Source organism: Paenilisteria rustica, from assembly GCF_013820765.1.
GTDB classification, from domain to species: Bacteria; Bacillota; Bacilli; order Lactobacillales; family Listeriaceae; genus Listeria_A; species Listeria_A rustica.
In genome coordinates this window covers 1-17,563 of the sequence record NZ_JABJVM010000013.1, presented here as the reverse complement: position 1 = coordinate 17,563, position 17,563 = coordinate 1, and the positions used below count along the sequence as shown (strand labels likewise).

Here is a 17,563-nt window from a genome sequence, read left to right as displayed (position 1 = left end):
TATATGAGCTCCCCTTAGTTTTTTTACGTAGGATGGTTTCGAACTACGTTTTCTCATCTATGTTACCTTAAAACCCCTGCTATATCAAGGTCATTTCAACTTTTTTCGCAAGTAAACGGTTTCTTATCAAAAAATACTTGCTTTTTTTCGCAAATGGGTGTAAATTCAATTATAGACTTTATTTGTCCACGATGAATTTAATTTATTTTAATTAGGGACAAGATATATCCACAATGAAATCGAGGTGAATACCAACATGCAATTAACCAAAGGCGTAGAGCAAGCGATTTGTATCATCGTCCTGCTGTCCACCCAAGATAACAATAATCCACTAGCATCTGACACGATTAGCGAGCATTTGCAAGTATCCCCTTCTTATTTAAAGAAGATTATGCGCAAACTCGTTGTCCAGAATATCATCCGATCCGTACCCGGCAATAACGGCGGTTTTTCACTGGCGAAAAGTCCGGAACAGATCACATTGCTGGAAGTCGTGGAATCGATGGAAGGTCCGATATCTATTTATCCAGACACAGGCTTGATTAACAAAGTTTTCCGCGATGGCGAGCACACTTCTAAAGGGGAAGCAGTGTTACACGATGTTTTTAACGGCGCCAATGATCTTATTCGCGACTACTTATCTAAACAAACAGCCGCAGACCTACTGAAACGCACGATGGAACAATCTGAAATACCAGTACTTAACTGGAACACAATGAATCTAAGCAATCAAAAGGAGAAAGAGTGAGTTTTATGAATATGTTAAAGCAAGAATGGAAACGACTTTTAAACAACAAAATCCTGCTCGTTTCGACAATCGTTATTATGTTTATCCCGATTTTATACGGTGGCGTTTTCCTGAAATCCGTTTGGGACCCGTACGGCAAAACAAGTGAGCTTCCTGTCGCTGTCGTCAATGAAGACCAAGCGGCGAATTACGAAGGCCAAGAGCTCGATGTCGGGAATGAACTCGTCAAAGAACTGAAGAAAAATAACGATTTAGGCTGGAATTTCCTTGATGCAAAGACCGCCAATGAAGGTTTGAAAGACGGCAAGTACTACATGGTCATCACGATTCCGAAAGACTTTTCCAAAAATGCCTCTACCGTTCTTGATTCAACGCCTAAAAAAATGAATCTTTCTTATGAAATCAACCCCGCGCAAAACTATATCGGGGAAGTCGTAACCGGCCAAGGCGCATCAGCAGTCAACGCCAAAATTTCGAAAAAAGTAACGGAAAGCTATGCCAAGGCGATTTTTTCACAAATTTCAAAAGTTGGCGATGGAATGAAAACGGCCGCTGACGGTTCTAAGAAAATCGATGACGGTACGATTCAGTTGAAAGACGGCAGTAAAACGCTGACTGCAAAACTAAACGAACTCGCAGCAAGTACCCCGAAACTGGCAGATGGCGCGAATAAAATCAACGTAGCGCTTGGCACAACGGTAGCAGATGGCGTGAACAAATTAAATGCCGGTGCTGGCAAACTAAATAGCTCGCTCGGTCAATATACGGCTGGCGTGTCACAAGTCCAATCAGGCCTTGGCAAATTGCAAGATGGCACAGCGCAACTAAACGCGAACTCCCCTGCCCTACTTGCCGGAAGCGGTAAATTAGCAGAAGGACTCGGCACGCTAAACGCAAGCACAGAAACACTTGCCGCCAAAGTTCCTGAACTAAACAACGGCCAACAATCTTTAAACAGCGGTTTACAAAAATTACAAGCTGGAAGCACCAAGTTAGACGCTGGCCTTAACAAATTGGCGAACGGACTGCCAACCGCGAATAACGTTAAAGAACTAACATCAGGATTAAACGCGATGAAAGCCGGGATCAACACGATTAACTCGTCCTTACAAGCAGGCGGCGACCTAAGTGCTTCAATGAAAACACTACAAACCAATTTAAAAACAATGGAAACAGCCATCACAGATCTAGGCACTTCCATCCAAAATAACGGCAAAAACACAACGACCGCCGTTGCTAGTACGAGCGCATTCCAAAGCCTAACACCAGCACAACAAAAAGAAATCACAGGCGCGCTCAGCACAGAATTAACGAAACAAGCCGGACAACAAGCAGCTATTGCACAAAAACTCGGCGCTAATTTATCCAGTACCGCAGACATTTTACAAAATAAATTACAACCCGTGGCAGGCAGCTTAGGTACATTAAAAGCTGGCGTTGCGGAACTAAATAGCAAAGCATCGGTCGGCATCCCTGTCGCAGTCCAAGCAATCCAAGGCTACGACACAATCCGCGGCGCATTTACAGCACCAAACAACGGCATTTTAGCAGGTTCCGCGCAATTAAAAGCAGGTCTTGATTCAGCCGTATCTGGAAGCAATCAATTAGCATCTGGAACAGCTACCTTAAACAATAGCGTTCCTGCCTTAGTCGGTGGCGTATCGCAACTTGCAGAAGGATCTACCGCTTTAAACAGTGGCCTACAAACATATACAAATGGCGTAGGTACAGTGAATAACGGTATTAGTCAAGCAAATAACGGTGCCACACAATTAACGCAAAATAACCTAGCCCTTCTCGCAGGTTCATCCGCACTCGCAGCTGGCACAAATACACTTGCAGGTGGCTTACCAGAACTTGTGAACGGCACCAACGCACTTGCAACTGGCGCAACACAAGTCAGCGATGGCTCTGGCAAACTAGCAACAGGCTCTGGAACAATCGCTTCCAACCTCGTGAAATTAAACGATGGTACAAGCGAACTAGCAACCAAACTAAAAGACGGCGCAGCCCAAGTTGGCAAAATCGATCCATCCTCGAAAACGTACGATATGATCGCGCAACCAACCGAACTCACTGAGAAAAAACTAAGCAACGTACCAAACTACGGTCACGGTCTAGCACCTTACGTCCTATCACTTGGCTTATACGTCGGCGCATTGGTATTCAACTTTATCTTCCCAATCCGTCGCCCATCCATGACACCGACGTCTGGCGTATCATGGTGGTTGAGTAAATTCTCGATTGGTTTTGTCGCAGCGATTTTACAAGCATTGATTCTTGATTTCGTCATGTTAGCACTAGGCTTAGAAGTGGCACATATGGGAGACTTCTTCTTAATCTCCATTTTAACATCGCTCACCTTTATGTTCCTCGTTATGCTCTTGGCAACGGCACTCGGAAATCCTGGTCGCTTCATTGCGATGGTTATCCTCGTCTTGCAACTCGGAGCAAGTGGCGGTACATTCCCGATGCCACTAACAGACGGATTCTTCAACGCATTAAATCCATTCTTACCGATGACACATTCCGTTTACGGCTTCCGTCAAGCGATCTCATCAGGACTTGGAAACCAGCTTTTCGTCGTCAGTGCATGGGTTTTAGTCGGCTTGATTATTCTTTTCAACGCCCTGCTCATCCTGACGCTAACGATCAGAAAAAACAAACGCTTCCCAGTGACAGAACTACACGAACAAACGATATAATTCAAAATACCGCGAAATTACGGCTCTTCCAAATGCCGGGTTTCGCGGTATTTTTTTGCGCATAGGAGGTTCTTTCTTGCCTTAGTCCCAACTCCAAGGTTTATAATACAGGATGGAGGTGAACAAAAATGAACATTAAACAAGCAGCAGAGATGTTCGATTTAACCGTTGATACGTTGCGCTATTACGAACGAGTTGGCGTTATTCCACCCGTTCATCGCAATGCGAGTGGCTATCGGGACTATTCGACCAGCGATTTAAACTGGATTTACCTCGCGAAAAATTTGCGCAAAGCTGGTCTCTCCGTGGAATCCCTCATCGAGTTTGCGACGCTTGCCCAATTACGAGAAACGCAAAATGTCGAGGAAGCACAAAAACAGATTTTGCGAGATCAGTTAAAAGAGCTCGACGATAAATTAGCTGAAATGAACAAAGTACGCGATTTGCTCGTCTATAAAATCGAAACCTACGACGAACATATTGCCAAATTTAAGACTGGTGAAATAAGTGCAAAAAACATCGAAAAACTCTGGGAACGAAAATAAGAGTTGTTTACTTGCTATGGAGTGGGCTTAAAGGTTTATAGTTAAATTTAGAAATAGCAATAAAATCTAGGAGGACTTATTTATGAAAACTGTCGCATTGAATAATGGTGTTGAAATACCAATTTTAGGATTTGGAACATTTCAAATTACAGACTCCGAACAAGCGGAAACAGCTGTGCAAGAGGCGATTAAAGCTGGATATCGTCATATTGACACGGCGCAGAGCTACATGAATGAGGAAGCGGTTGGCCGAGGTATCGCTAAATCTGGTGTCCCACGCGAAGAACTTTTCATTACGACAAAGGTTTGGGTTGAAAATGTGAGCTATGAGGGTGTACTAGCATCATTCGAGCGTTCTTTGAAACGCCTTGGCCTAGACTATATTGATTTATTATTGATTCACCAACCATTCGCCGACGTTTACGGTGCTTGGCGAGCCATGGAAGAACTGCAAAAACAAGGAAAAATTCGGGCGATTGGCGTTTCCAATTTTGCAGTGGATAAAGCTGTGGACTTAGCAGAATTCAACACGGTTACTCCGCAAGTCAACCAAATAGAGATTAATCCATTCCAACAACAAGCGAAAAACATCGCAGCGCTAAAGGCAGAGGGTATCATGCCAGAAGCCTGGGCACCGTTCGCTGAGGGGAAAAACGATATCTTCCACAACGCCATTCTCGTGAAAATCGGTGAAAAATACGGCAAATCCGTCGCGCAAGTGATTACTCGCTGGCTGGTGGAACAGGATATCATCGTATTGGCGAAATCTGTGAAACCCGAACGGATGCAGGAAAACCTCAATGTCTTTGATTTTGCGTTGACAGATGCGGATAAACAGGAAATCGCGACGCTAAATGAAGGAGAAAGCCAGTTCTTCTCACACGCCGATCCAGAAATGATTCGCTGGATGGCAAGTCGGAAAATGGGCGTTTAACAAAGAAAAGCTTAGTATCACGTGATTGAGGCACAACCTAATCCGTGGTACTAAGCTTTATTTTTAGTTCTCAAGTTCTTCTAATTTTGATTCATTTACTTCAATACTAGTTTCAGCCTGATCTGGCGCTACGTGCTCCCCATTCTCTTCCACGTACATTCCTTGTGTAGGGTTGACAATACTAGAAGATGAGTCCTCATAATCTTGTAAAAAAAGTAAATATTCATTCCCATTTTCAAGCAACACAACCCCAGATTCCGAATAGTCTAGTCCGTTTTTCTTGCCATGCAATTGCTTTACTTCAACGATATCACCAACTTCATGGTTCCCTTTAAAATCTTCCGTTACCCTGACTTTAAAAACCCGACATGGAAAAATCGCATCATCCGTATTCTGATTTATACTTACAGCTTCCCTTTCTTCTGCTGTTAATCCTGTGACATCAAACTTCGCCTTTGTATCAACCAATTTATCCTCATAAGATGCCACCTCTCCATTAAAAACTGAATCTGAATGAGCTACCAGTTCCTCAAAATTACGATACATTGGATACTCTGTGTTTACTACTGCCCTCACAACCTGCGTCTTATTCTTTGTTTCTTGTACTTCGGCAAGGCTTCCTTTATCGTCATTCATTTCATTTATAAGGAAGAATGTACCAGCCACCAAGAAAATAACGGCAGCCACTGTGTACAACAACGCTCTGCGCTTCATATCAATCCCTCACAATCTTTATTTATATTTCACATTGATATTGGCTAAATCTTGAGTCGTCGGAATAAAGGTTACTGCTCGATTCCTATTATGATTCATCAGAGATTTATTTATCGTTGCTGGATAAGGATTATCTTCAAGCCCCCAAACATGTCCGAACTCGTGCGTTGTTGTACTCCGACAGTAATTGGAAAAATTGCTGCCACTCGCTGCTTTTATTAATGAAGTTGCATTAATCTATATCACATAACCGACTGTTTGCTTTTTTGAATTTAGGTAAGAAGTACACATTCCATACCAAGCATAGCTACTAGTAATTACTTTAAATTTATTTAGCGATGCCGATGTTTTCCGTATAGATACTTTAGTTTTTGAATTATTCCATGTAGATATAGCAGTGTTTAAGGTGTTCTTCCAAAAAACTGGATAAGTTGATGTTTCATCCATTAATTCTATCTGTGGAGTGGCGGATCTGTAAGGTAAGAAAACCTCTGCTTTCGAACTATTTCCAAATAAGAGTATTCCTACAACTATTATTCCAATAAACAACATCGCTTTAATCCTCAATTGGATAACCTCATTTCATATGTAATAATTTCAATCTATTACCAACTACCACAAAAGCCTATCACATAACTTTCACCAAAGATAGCGTTTTCATGAAAATAAAATATATATAGTTACATCCAATAAGAATATTCATAATCTATATAATTTTGTTACAAATACATTTCAAACAAGGTTTATTTATAACTAAAAACATACAAAAAAAAAACTCCGAATCAGCTGATAACAACTAATTCGGAGTTTGGTTTTATTATTTAGCGCTGCCGCCTTTGTTTCCGCCGCCGCCAGAGCCAGCTTTGCGATCGTTGCTGTAACGACGTCCGCCGCCATTTCCAGCACCTGAACCGCCTTTGCCGCGATAACCGCCGCCTCCGCCTTTGCGATCTCCACCGCCAGAGCCGCCACGATAGCCACCTTTACCGCCTCCGCGATAGCCGCCGCCACCTTTGCCTTTACCGCCTCCGCCTTTTCCTCCGCGATGAGGTAATGGACGTTCTTCGGAAATGTGAACTGGTGTTTGGTCAGGTTCTTTAGATAACAGTTTCAACATTGCTGCTGCGATATCTGTTGGATCGTATTCTTCTAGTAATTTCGTTGCTACTACTTTATAGTCAGCAAGGCTGTCTTCGCGAACGATATCGCTAATTTTTTCAGTAGCTACGCGCAATTGACCTTCGAATGCTTCGTCCCATGTTGGTGGTTGAAGTGGTGTCATGCGTTTTTTCGTAGTATCTTCCACGATTTTTAGGTAACCCATTTCACGTGGTGATACGAATGTTACTGCCATACCTTCTTTACCGGCACGACCAGTACGTCCAACACGATGGACATAGCTTTCTGGATCTTGCGGAATATCAAAGTTATAAACATGTGTTACACCAGAAATATCTAGACCACGTGCTGCTACATCTGTTGCAACAAGGATATCGATTTTTCCTTCTTTAAACTTACGCAATACGCTCATACGTTTCGCTTGGGTCAAATCACCATGAATACCTTCTGCAACATAACCACGCATGTCAAGGGCGCGAGATACTTCGTCAACACGGCGTTTTGTACGACCAAATACGATCGCAAGTTCAGGTGCTTGTACATCTAAAAGTCTAGAAAGAACGTCAAATTTCTCTCTTTCGTTTACTTTCACAAAGAATTGCTCGATTAGAAGAGCTGTCATTTCTTTTGCTTTTACTTGCACCAATTCTGGGTTTTTCATGAAACGTTCTGCGATGCGTTGAATTGGTTTTGGCATTGTTGCTGAGAATAGCAACGTTTGACGCTCATCTGGAACTGTTTTTAGGATTGACTCGATATCATCGATGAATCCCATGTTTAGCATTTCATCCGCTTCGTCCAATACTAACGTTTCTACGTTTTCTAGACGCAACGTTTTACGGTTGATATGATCTAGAATACGTCCTGGCGTACCAACAACGATTTGTGGATTTTTCTTTAATGAACGGATTTGACGACTGATGTCAGAACCACCGTATACTGCTAAAACATGAAGGCGTTTATCAGATGCTAAGCGATATAGCTCTTCTGAAACTTGAATCGCAAGCTCACGTGTTGGCGCGATAATTAGCGATTGTACCCCTGTTTTTTTAGTGTCAATTTTGTTGATAAGTGGCAAACCGAATGCTGCCGTTTTACCTGTACCTGTTTGTGCTTGTCCAATAATGTCTTTACCTAAAAGACCTAGTGGAATTGTTTTTTCTTGGATTGGGGTAGCTTCCTCAAATCCCATTCTGTTTACTGATTTAACAATTAGCGGATCTAAACCGAACTCCGAAAACTTTGTCAATGTCATTTCTCCTTTAAAAATAAGTTTTTTTGGGAGAGCACTTTCTCATCTTCATCATCTTTACTCATCGTTTTAATTCATCTGTTTAATGCAAGCAAGTTGTTATTAACTGAAACTTTAACGCCCGCATATTTCATTTTTCTGCAATAGAAAAGCTTGGATAAACCAAGCATATGATTCACGACATAATGGAGGCTGGGAGCAAACATCAACGCCGACAAGCGATCGATTCAGTCCACAGTCTCTTACGCAAAAAATAAAAAAGCCCTCTAATAATAATGTAGGCTTATCGTAAAAACCTAATTAACTTCCACAAATCATCATACCATGAATCCCTTGTGTTTTCAATGAATAAACTCGTTTTAACGCTATTTATTTTATTTGGAATATTGGTAACGATTTCATTTGCTTATTTTAAAAGTCTGAATGAAACTGTAACATAATATCCATATCTGATTGCACTTTTCCAGAAATATTGTATTTTTTCTTAGCGAAACTTGGTTAACATGGAAATGAGCTGTCCACTACTTTTAAAGGTTTGGTCAGCTTAATTCATAATAACAAGGGAGCAATAACATGTTGAAATGGTTTATTCGCACACTATTTATTTTATCAGCTATTATTTTTATAGGGGGTTTTTCTCCTATTGTCCACGCTGATGAAGTCAAGACTAAAGAAATATATACACTTGAAGACCCCACTTGGCTAAGAAATGCTGGGATGACGAAAGGTATATCGCACGACAAGCAATCGCTTGGTATCATTATTCCAGCGAATGTGAAACTTGAAGTACGCCAAACCAATCCTAAATTCACAGATGACCTTCAAGTTGAAATGGTTGGAGACGGCACAAAAAAGAACTTTGCTTATGTTACATCAGAATGGGAAACATTACAAAACACTGTCGACTTAGTTCCTTTCGTTAGAACACCTTATACAAAAGAAAAGCCTATTCTTGAGTACCGAGTGACGGACGAAATGACACCTTTACCAATCTATGAACAAGGAGATAATCAGGAGGTATTTTTCAATAAATGGGATACAGAAAATTCTTCCTATGCTCTACTTACATCTGATTATGTCCAATTCTTAGTTCCAAAAAAAGATAAAGAATATCTGAAAAACATGGACGATTTCAGCTCCATTGATAATCTTTTTGACTACTATACTGATATTTTTGAAACTTTAAATCAAGTAACAGGACTATCGTTTACACCTGAAAACCCTACAGACAAAAATATTCCTAATAAATATTTTGTTCAAGCAAATATTAATGGATATAAAGGCTCGAGTGCTGCATATACGACTGACTCTACTTATGCCACCGCGGACAGCATTGCTGATATCTGGCTATCGAAAAAAGAGCCTATGATTGCTTTGCATGAGATTGGTCATGGATACCAAGGTGCCTTCCTAGACCCAATGATTAGTATGATAGCAAATCCTTATTTCTCCGGATTCAATGTTAATGAGGTTTGGAATAATCAATATGTCACTATTTATGAAAAAAAGCTTTTCGGTGATGATGTCTATACAAAAGGCTATTTTTATGAGGGAGCTGGCAAAGCAAGAAGTGACGCAGCTATCGATAAGCTTTGGCAACAAGACCATGTTCCTCTAGATAACTGGGGACCTCTTGAAAAACTTGAAATGCTTGTTGCTCTTAATGAAAAAACAAATGACAAAGGGTTGACGCATTTCTATCAAGAATATCGTAAATTAGCTAATCAGCCTGGTTTTATCGCTAAAAATAATTTATTACTTGATCAAATATCGAAATATTACGGAGAAGTTAGTGGCTTTGATTTCACACCAGCACTCGTATCAGCTGGCGGAAGAATCTCACAAGCGCAACAGACTGAGAATTATTACAAAAAGGGGAAACCTGTAACTGCTCTTTCTGAATTAGTAACAGCAGAGAAGCTCCCAGATGTGCAAAAACAATTAAACATCCCATCTCCATTTAAATTAGTTGACACAGATCAGTTAGCCTCTACAAACTTGACTGGCACGGCAAGACTCAATTTAAGTATTGATGATATCGCTCAGATTAAAAATAAAATAATCGTTATTAGAAATGGCAATAAAATTGTTCGACAAGTAGGGATAACTGGCTCATCTGTGTATCTTGGCGAACTACCAGTAGGTATCTATTCACTGGATATGCCTACCGGTAACACAACAAAATACAGTGTCGACACACAATATCTTCGTGTCAAAAATGAAACCACTACTATTCCTGTAAAATATATGCCTAAGAAAACATCTGATTTAACAAACCAAACCATGCATCTCACAGGAATTAACAATAGCGAAGTCGAAACAATGAGCGTAGATTTAAATAATGAAAAGTTGAGTATAGATACTATTTACGAAACGCCAAATAAGGCGCTGGGTGATAAATTATTTTCTAAAATAGAGGTTCTTAATCTGGATAACCAGGTCGTTTTTTCAAAAGAAGCAAATGGTAATAGCTCCATGAAACGCGGGATTCAAACCTGCGAAATTAAAGAAGGTTACAAAATCCGTGTGTACCACAATATGAGTATATCTGTAGACAACCTAACTATCCTAGATCCGAGTAACACGACACACACATTTACCGTTACTAAATTGGGCTTACAACAAGATGGGACAAAAGTAAACGCGTCGACATTACTAACACCACTCATCTCATCGGCAGCACAAACGCTGCGCAACAATGAAACAATGCTAAACAGCCCTTATGTAGCTCTAAAAAATGATCTCCTTTTGGCGATTCAGCTTCTTGATGAGCCCGCACAATCGTCGCTACTAACCGAGTACAAAGATGTGTTGCCAACGACCACACTTGATCCAAAAAGTCATGTTACAGCTCCCACTCTAAACGATATTTACGTAGATGACACAATAATTACTGGGAGTCAGCCTACAGGAACAGTATGTACCCTCACTGTTTTCCAGCTTGATGGTACTTATAGGTTGTACGGCTATCCCGTGGATGACACCAGTAACATTAGCATGCCTTTGAATCAATACTCTATAAAATTAGTAGAAGGTATGCGCGTGGATCTAACGTATAAACTGTATGGTGTGACTAGCCTCGCCGCAACACAAATCGTAAAAACAGACAAACCAACCGCGCTAACTGTTGACGCAACCAAAATAGCAGCCTATACAGGAGAAAACGGCAAGCTAAATACAACCGTAAAACCTGCAAAAGCAAATCAAGAAGTTCTCTATACAACATCAAATCCTTCCATCATAAGTATTGATGAAGATGGAAATTGGAAAGCTCTTAAACAAGGTTCAGCAACGATTACAGTTACATCCAAGAAAAATACCAGTGTCACACAAACAATTCCTGTCACCGTCTCTGAGCCAGCTCAAATCTATACATTGACAGCTAACAATTATACTTTTGGAGATGTTGCTTTAAAAGGAACATTTAGTAAAAATATCGCTAAAGTTCGCCTTTGGGTTAACGGCATGGTTGTAACTCAAGCGACTACCAATGCCGATGGGACGTTTAGCTTTAATAATGCGGCAAGTTTTATTACAAAATCAACGGATAAAATTGAAATCGTTGGCGTTGACGCAGCTTATGTTGAAAAGAAACGTATAACGATCCCGATGAAAGCAGTACCTGCAACTGGAAATGAACTAACTGTCGGATCCTATACCATCGATTCCAGCACCCTATCTGGTACTTTTGGTAAAAATATTTTTAAAGTTCGTTTATGGGTGAATGGGAAAGTGGCAACACAAGCTATCAGTAACGCAGATGGTAGTTATAGTTTCGCTAACGTCGCTTCCTTTATAAAAGCAGGGGATAAAGTGGAGATTGTCGGTGTTGATAAGCAATATCAGGAAGTAAATCGTATCTCTGTGAAGTTAACGGATACAGAGCCCTTGAATAATACATTTACAATCGCGCCATTTAATCTTGGAGACAAAACAATTACTGGCGCCTTTGGAAGTGATATTTCTAAAATCCGCTTGTGGGTAAATGGGAAAGTGGCACAGCAAGCCACGACGACAAATGGCAGTTACACCTTTACTAGCGCAAACTATCTCATCACAAATGCCACAGATCTTGTAGAAATCGTAGCTGTGGACGCTCAGTATAAAGAACTATCTAGAAAAACAATACGTTTAAAATAAAACTAAAAAACAGTCATACAAAATCGGATTTAAGATTTTGTATGACTGTTTTTCTGATTTAATTTGTTAATGCTTCTACAATATCTTTTAATCCCATTCCGTACGAGCCTTTGACCATGATATATTCATTACCAGTAAGCTCAGCTAATAAGGCTGTTTTGAGTGCATCCTTCGATTTAAAATAAAAGACGTTCTCCGCGCCGATTTGCTCTGAAGCCGCTTTTGTAAATGCTTCGATGTGAGTTCCATAAGCAAACACAGCGTCGATGCTTCCTTTTTCGATGGATTTTCCGGCTTTGTAGTGGAACAAATCTGCGTCCTCGCCCAGCTCGAGCATATCCGCCACGACGACAAATTTCTTTTTATCGCCAGCGTTTAGATGCATAAACGTCTTTAAAACAGCCATTAGAGCGGTTGGACTCGAATTGTATGCATCGTTTAAAATATCGCTACCTTTTGTGCCGACCAGCCATTCTAAGCGGCTATTAGAGCGCTCCATATTCGCCAAAGCTTCTTTTACATCAAGTGCTGAGATGGCGAGTTCGTTCGCGGCTAACATCGCGGCCATTGTATTGAAAACGTTATGCTCCCCAACGATTGGCACGAAAATTTCGACCTCTGGTGCCGCATTTGTCGTGAAGGACGTGCCTTCCATTTCTGTACGCATCATCAGCGGATGTAAATCACCTTTTTCACCAAAAGTAGAGACGCGATATTGGTCGGTTATTAGTGGTTTCAGAAGTTCCTCTTCACTCGGATAAATTAATAAACTAGTGGACGCCAAGCCTGCTGTTATCTCCATTTTGGCTTTGGCGATTTCTTCACGTGATCCTAAATGCTCCAAATGAGCCTCACCAACGTTGGTAATCAGCGCGATATCTGGATTCACAATTTTTGTAAGGACTTCGATTTCGTGGCGATGATTCATACCCATCTCAAGCACTGCAACCTCTGTATCCGCAGGCATGCTAAGAATCGTGAACGGTAACCCGATGTGATTATTAAAATTCCCACCGGTTTTATGTACGCGATATTTCGATGCTACGATTGCTGCCATAATGTCTTTCGTCGTTGTTTTGCCGTTACTTCCTGTAATTGCGATTGTTTTTGGATTTACCTCGTGTAAATATGCTTTCGCCAAGTCTTGCAGCGCCGTTAATGTGTCTTCCACCATCAAAACTGGAACGCCTGCTGGTGGATTCGGCACATCTTTTTGCCAGAATGCCGCGCTTGCTCCCGCCTCATGTGCATCTTTCACAAATGCGTGTCCATCACGAGATTCCCCGACAAAAGGTACAAATAGGTCTCCCGCCTTTATTTGACGCGTATCAAAGCAAACACCTGTTAACTCGATGTCACGCCATTCACTTACATCATTTAGAATAGAAATCATGTCTGCAATTTCTGCTATCGTTTTTTTCAATTCGTCACCCTCCAAAATTCCGAGAAAAAAGCAGTCCGCATTTGGCACTGCTTTCCTCATTCTGATTAATCTTCTAATGTATATTTCAATTTATTTTTCGCATCATGTCGTTCTTTTGCAAGCTCAACTAATTTCACGATTAGCTCGGAATATGGCAAACCTGTTTCCTGCCAAAGTAGCGGGTACATACTGTATGGTGTAAATCCTGGCATCGTATTGACCTCATTTAAGAAAATCTGATTATCGTCTGTAACAAAGAAGTCCGCGCGCACAAGTCCACTACCATCGAGGCCGAGGAAAGCACGTTTTGCATAATCCACCAATTGATCATAAATCGCGGAATCAAGCTCTGCTGGAATCGCCATCACCGTATCGTTATCTTGATACTTCGCTCGGTAATCATAGAACACGGCCTCCGCACCTTTTGGAATGATTTCTCCCGCAACAGAACAAGCTGGCGTGTCATTACCAAGAACGGCAATCTCCACTTCGCGAGCCACAACGCCCTGCTCCACAACGATTCGGTGGTCATAACGAAGCGCCTCCACCATTGCCGCAACAAGCGTCGTGCGATCTGTTGCCTTGCTGATTCCCACACTCGAACCAAGATTCGCTGGTTTCACAAAAACCGGATAAACAAGCGCCGCCTCAATTTTTGCAACCATCTCGTCTTGCGTTTCTTGCCATTCGATTGCACGGACAGGTACAGCTGGAACTTGCGGAATGCCCGCATCAGCAAACACCATTTTCATCACAATTTTATCCATTGCCGCCGCCGAAGCCAAGACTCCCGCTCCAACATAAGGTAAATTCAGAACCTCTAACAAGCCCTGCACTGTGCCATCTTCGCCATTTGGTCCGTGCAATAGTGGGAAAACAACCATTTGGTCCATGTCGCCCTCTTCACGCAAAGAAGCTGGACTAACCGCTAAGCCATGTGATGCCGCATCTTTTGTTTCCGTGAGCCTCAGAGCATCCATTTGCTCAAAACGCAATTGCTCCACAAAGTCCAATTTCCCAATCAAATCCGGACCTTGAATCCAGTCACCCACGTTCGTTATGTAAATCGGTTTTACTTCAAATTTATCGAATTCCAGCGCATTAATCACCGAAAAAGCCGTCTGTAAGGAGATCTCGTGTTCCGCCGATTTCCCACCATATAAAAGCACTAATTTTGTTTTCATATTACCCCTCCGTTTACTACCTAAATCAATACAATCTATTTTAACACGTTTTCGGCGGAATAACAGAAAAAGCACCGAAAAAATTTCTCAGCGCTCAAATCTCTAATGGCTAGTCTTTAATCCCCAGTGCCCCGCCGAATCCTAAACATGGCGACAAATGCTTAGATTCTAGGCAAAGCCGAGCATCGGAGCGGAGCGTACGATTTGTACGTGAGCACCGAAGCACAGGCTTTAACGACGAAGATGAGCGTTTGTCGCCACGTTTAGACCCCGCTGGTGAGTTTTAGGCCAATAACTCCCGCCACAATTAGCGTAATAAATAAGAGTTTTAGCGCACTCTTCTTCTCCTTAAAAAGTAACATTCCCATCACGACAGAGCCAACTGCGCCAATTCCAGTCCAAATCGCGTAGCCCGTCCCAATCGGAATCGTCTTCAAAGCAAGCGAGAGCAAGAAGAAACTCGCAATCATAAACAGAACCGTATATATCGAATAGTTCATCTTCTTAAATCCTTCAGAAAGCTTCATCATCACGACAAAAGCCATTTCACACAGTCCAGCAATCAACAGAAAAATCCATGCCATCACGCGTCACCAGCCTTTTCATCCGACTTAGCGCCGCCATCCACCAATTTCAGACCAATAATCCCTGAAATCAGAACAATCAGCGAGATAATTTTCCAAAGATTTGCCGATTCATCCAAAAATAGCATCCCAATAATCGCCGTTCCTGCCGCGCCAATCCCTGTAAAAACAGCATATGCCGTCCCAATCGGAATCTTACGCATCGCCCGCGCAAATAAATAAAAACTGACGATTAAAAATGCAATCGTTAATAAACTCCATCCTAACCTACTAAAGCCGTGCGCTTCCTTCAAACCGAACGCCCAAACGATTTCAGACAATCCAGCGAGCATTAAATAAATCCATGCCATCACTTTTTCCTCCTAGATACTGGGCTGTCCCAAATTTGTTGAAAATACGATCCATCACGTATCCGAAAGGTCATCCTCTCTTTCTTACAATAACGCTGCCAGTGCTTCCCATGCTGCGTCGCGTCGTTTCGCGAAATCCTCGACATCATAGATTTCATGCTCCAAGCTCAATCCATCAAGTAAACAATAGAACACATAAATCCATTTCTCCTTCTGCACCGCGTCCAACTTCTGGCCTAAAATCGCACCAATAGATTCAGACGTCATCGCTTCATATGTCGTCATCTCCTCACCCATCTGCTTCGCGAGTGATTGTGGTGGAAAGAAAATTGCGCGTTGGAAAAATCGCTTCACATCAGGATCCACACCAAAATCAGTTACTTTATAGAAGAAAGCACGCAATTCTGCTTCCATCGTGTCGTGCTTTTCCTTCGCAACTTCTTCTAGCATCACCAATTCATGCCGCATCACATCTCGATAAATTTCCAAAAACAACGCTTCCTTCGAGGCAAAATGCGCGTAAATAGATGGCGTCTTAATTCCAACCGCCTTCGCAATTTCCGATAACGCCGTTCCCTCGTAGCCCTGCTCCGCAAAAAGTGGCAATGCCGCTTCTTTCAAACGCTGACTTGACATACGAAACCTCCTAACTAACATTCATTAGTTTTATTGTACCAAAAAAAACACGAAACGTAAAGCCTGCGTGTCAAAAAATAGTCACCCTCGTCGTTAAAGCCTGCGCTTCGACGCTCGGCTTTGCCTAGAATCTAAGCATTTTTTGACACGCTGAGGTTTGGCGGAATCTCAAAGTCCAATTAACCGTCAATAACAGACCATTCATTTTGCTTCATATCATAGATTAAATGGGCAACCACGTGCTCATATTCAATTAAATCATTCGAACGCAACAACTCTTGCATATCGTCTTTTAAATTCAAGCCAATCGGCACTTCAATCTGATTCCGCGTCTTCACCGCATCGTCAAACGAAATACATGCACCCTCCCGGAAATACTCCGCGAACTTTTTCAATAAATCTGTTGGTATATCAGCAATTCTTTTCCGTTTCATAAAGGGAAGGACAATTTTCTCTGTTGTCATCTGCATCATATTTTTCCAAATCGCATAGCCAAGCACATGGTAAAACTGGTCTAAATTACGGTAATAGACCTTATTATAGCGCCCATCCTCTTTCGTTAAATAAATGAAATTATTTTGTAGTTTATAGTAAAATGGGGACCGTAAATGCCTGCCCGTATGCGCCAAATAAAGTAATTCCGCCACTTCTTGCGCCGTTAACTGATTCACTAAATCAAGATCTTCAAAATCCACCCAGCAAAAATCAGCATATTGTGAAACCGGAGCCTTCTTCAATTCCGATAAATCGCTCACTTCGCTGTAATGAAAAGATGTATGCGCATTGAAAGATGCCTCTGGAAATTGATGCTTTAACAACAAAACATTTTGAGGTGGGGTCATCACACCGTTCATAAAATCACAAAATGTAATACCGCTCGTCACAACATTATTTATCACATTATCCATATGTACATAAATCGTTTGCTGCTTCAATATCTCTTTTTTCATTGCCTCACTCACCCAATTTCTCATATTTCTATCCTCTTTCGCGCAACTATATGTCTATCATACAACACTTACGTCAAAATGTATGTGTCAATTGATTCAAATCTTAGTTACTAATTGATGACAGACTCGGGCAAAAAACGTTTATCGGAATTAAGGTTCTATAATAAATGTTGGGGTAGAAATTAATCTGCCTCAACATTTTTTTGTTCTTATTTCAAGACAAAAAAATACACAGTAATATCAAAATCCTTTAAGATAAAAGTGACCAAACCCAATCCA

Annotated in this window: 14 protein-coding genes and 1 riboswitch; of the genes, 5 read left to right on the top strand and 9 right to left on the bottom strand. The window is 41.4% G+C overall.

The window, feature by feature from the left end; translation table 11 throughout:
* Positions 1–8 precede the first annotated feature (8 nt).
* A riboswitch (PreQ1 riboswitch) is annotated at positions 9–53 on the bottom strand.
* A 203-nt stretch (positions 54–256) separates the two neighbouring features.
* The 4 genes from HPK16_RS11860 (at position 257) to HPK16_RS11845 (ending at position 4,932) form a co-directional block, all read left to right on the top strand.
* Entirely contained in the window at positions 257–748 is a 492-nt protein-coding gene (locus HPK16_RS11860) for an RrF2 family transcriptional regulator (protein ID WP_036058499.1), read from the top strand.
* 5 nt (positions 749–753) lie between these two features.
* Positions 754–3,453 (top strand): YhgE/Pip domain-containing protein, encoded by a 2,700-nt coding sequence (locus tag HPK16_RS11855; RefSeq protein ID WP_181677162.1) that lies wholly within the window; start codon positions 754–756, stop codon positions 3,451–3,453.
* 128 nt (positions 3,454–3,581) lie between these two features.
* Positions 3,582–3,998: a MerR family transcriptional regulator gene (locus HPK16_RS11850; protein WP_181677161.1), complete on the top strand. Its 417-nt coding sequence runs from the start codon at positions 3,582–3,584 to the stop codon at positions 3,996–3,998.
* An 82-nt stretch (positions 3,999–4,080) separates the two neighbouring features.
* Complete coding sequence (locus HPK16_RS11845; RefSeq protein ID WP_181677160.1) at positions 4,081–4,932, top strand: aldo/keto reductase; 852 nt, start codon at positions 4,081–4,083, stop codon at positions 4,930–4,932.
* 63 nt (positions 4,933–4,995) lie between these two features.
* Here the strand turns inward: HPK16_RS11845 and HPK16_RS11840 are convergent, their stop codons facing one another.
* The 3 genes from HPK16_RS11840 to cshA form a co-directional block, all read right to left on the bottom strand.
* Positions 4,996–5,646 carry a hypothetical protein gene (locus tag HPK16_RS11840; RefSeq protein WP_181677159.1) on the bottom strand — a complete coding sequence of 217 codons (651 nt, stop codon included), beginning with the start codon at positions 5,644–5,646 and terminating at the stop codon, positions 4,996–4,998.
* Between the two features lie 237 nt (positions 5,647–5,883).
* On the bottom strand, positions 5,884–6,213 hold the full coding sequence (locus HPK16_RS11835) for a hypothetical protein (RefSeq protein ID WP_181677158.1): 330 nt from the start codon (positions 6,211–6,213) through the stop codon (positions 5,884–5,886).
* 250 nt (positions 6,214–6,463) lie between these two features.
* Positions 6,464–8,014, bottom strand: a complete 1,551-nt coding sequence (cshA, locus tag HPK16_RS11830) for a degradosome RNA helicase CshA (RefSeq protein ID WP_181677157.1) — start codon at positions 8,012–8,014, stop codon at positions 6,464–6,466.
* Between the two features lie 576 nt (positions 8,015–8,590).
* Between cshA and HPK16_RS11825 the strand changes: the two genes are divergently transcribed.
* The gene (locus HPK16_RS11825; RefSeq protein WP_181677156.1) at positions 8,591–12,157 is read left to right on the top strand and encodes an immunoglobulin-like domain-containing protein; all 3,567 of its coding nucleotides are present in this window, start codon (positions 8,591–8,593) and stop codon (positions 12,155–12,157) included.
* Positions 12,158–12,215: 58 nt separating this feature from the next.
* On the opposite strand, the gene HPK16_RS11820 is transcribed toward HPK16_RS11825, so the two are convergent.
* From HPK16_RS11820 to HPK16_RS11795, 6 genes are all read right to left on the bottom strand, one after another.
* Positions 12,216–13,580, bottom strand: coding sequence for a UDP-N-acetylmuramoyl-tripeptide--D-alanyl-D-alanine ligase (locus tag HPK16_RS11820; RefSeq protein ID WP_181677155.1), 1,365 nt, complete (start codon positions 13,578–13,580; stop codon positions 12,216–12,218).
* Between the two features lie 65 nt (positions 13,581–13,645).
* Positions 13,646–14,764, bottom strand: a complete 1,119-nt coding sequence (locus tag HPK16_RS11815; protein WP_181677154.1) for a D-alanine--D-alanine ligase — start codon at positions 14,762–14,764, stop codon at positions 13,646–13,648.
* Between the two features lie 263 nt (positions 14,765–15,027).
* On the bottom strand, positions 15,028–15,348 hold the full coding sequence (locus HPK16_RS11810) for a DMT family transporter (RefSeq protein ID WP_181677153.1): 321 nt from the start codon (positions 15,346–15,348) through the stop codon (positions 15,028–15,030).
* On the bottom strand, positions 15,348–15,698 hold the full coding sequence (locus HPK16_RS11805; RefSeq protein WP_036091253.1) for a DMT family transporter: 351 nt from the start codon (positions 15,696–15,698) through the stop codon (positions 15,348–15,350). The genes HPK16_RS11810 and HPK16_RS11805 overlap by 1 nt, the downstream gene beginning before the upstream one ends.
* Positions 15,699–15,782: 84 nt before the next feature.
* A complete protein-coding gene (locus HPK16_RS11800) occupies positions 15,783–16,334 on the bottom strand; it encodes a TetR/AcrR family transcriptional regulator (RefSeq protein WP_181677152.1) in 552 nt (183 codons plus the stop codon).
* Between the two features lie 179 nt (positions 16,335–16,513).
* Positions 16,514–17,284: a hypothetical protein gene (locus HPK16_RS11795; protein ID WP_181677222.1), complete on the bottom strand. Its 771-nt coding sequence runs from the start codon at positions 17,282–17,284 to the stop codon at positions 16,514–16,516.
* Positions 17,285–17,563 lie beyond the last annotated feature (279 nt).

Bases quoted from the DNA above. Each gene is read 5' to 3' on its own strand.
- HPK16_RS11840 (WP_181677159.1), bottom strand. From the start codon at position 5,646: ATGAAGCGCAGAGCGTTGTTGTACACAGTGGCTGCCGTTATTTTCTTG.
- HPK16_RS11855 (WP_181677162.1), top strand. From the start codon at position 754: ATGAATATGTTAAAGCAAGAATGGAAACGACTTTTAAACAACAAAATC.
- HPK16_RS11795 (WP_181677222.1), bottom strand. From the start codon at position 17,284: ATGAAAAAAGAGATATTGAAGCAGCAAACGATTTATGTACATATGGAT.
- HPK16_RS11810 (WP_181677153.1), bottom strand. From the start codon at position 15,348: ATGGCATGGATTTTTCTGTTGATTGCTGGACTGTGTGAAATGGCTTTT.
- HPK16_RS11815 (WP_181677154.1), bottom strand. From the start codon at position 14,764: ATGAAAACAAAATTAGTGCTTTTATATGGTGGGAAATCGGCGGAACAC.
- HPK16_RS11850 (WP_181677161.1), top strand. From the start codon at position 3,582: ATGAACATTAAACAAGCAGCAGAGATGTTCGATTTAACCGTTGATACG.
- HPK16_RS11825 (WP_181677156.1), top strand. From the start codon at position 8,591: ATGTTGAAATGGTTTATTCGCACACTATTTATTTTATCAGCTATTATT.
- HPK16_RS11800 (WP_181677152.1), bottom strand. From the start codon at position 16,334: ATGTCAAGTCAGCGTTTGAAAGAAGCGGCATTGCCACTTTTTGCGGAG.
- HPK16_RS11860 (WP_036058499.1), top strand. From the start codon at position 257: ATGCAATTAACCAAAGGCGTAGAGCAAGCGATTTGTATCATCGTCCTG.
- HPK16_RS11805 (WP_036091253.1), bottom strand. From the start codon at position 15,698: ATGGCATGGATTTATTTAATGCTCGCTGGATTGTCTGAAATCGTTTGG.
- HPK16_RS11845 (WP_181677160.1), top strand. From the start codon at position 4,081: ATGAAAACTGTCGCATTGAATAATGGTGTTGAAATACCAATTTTAGGA.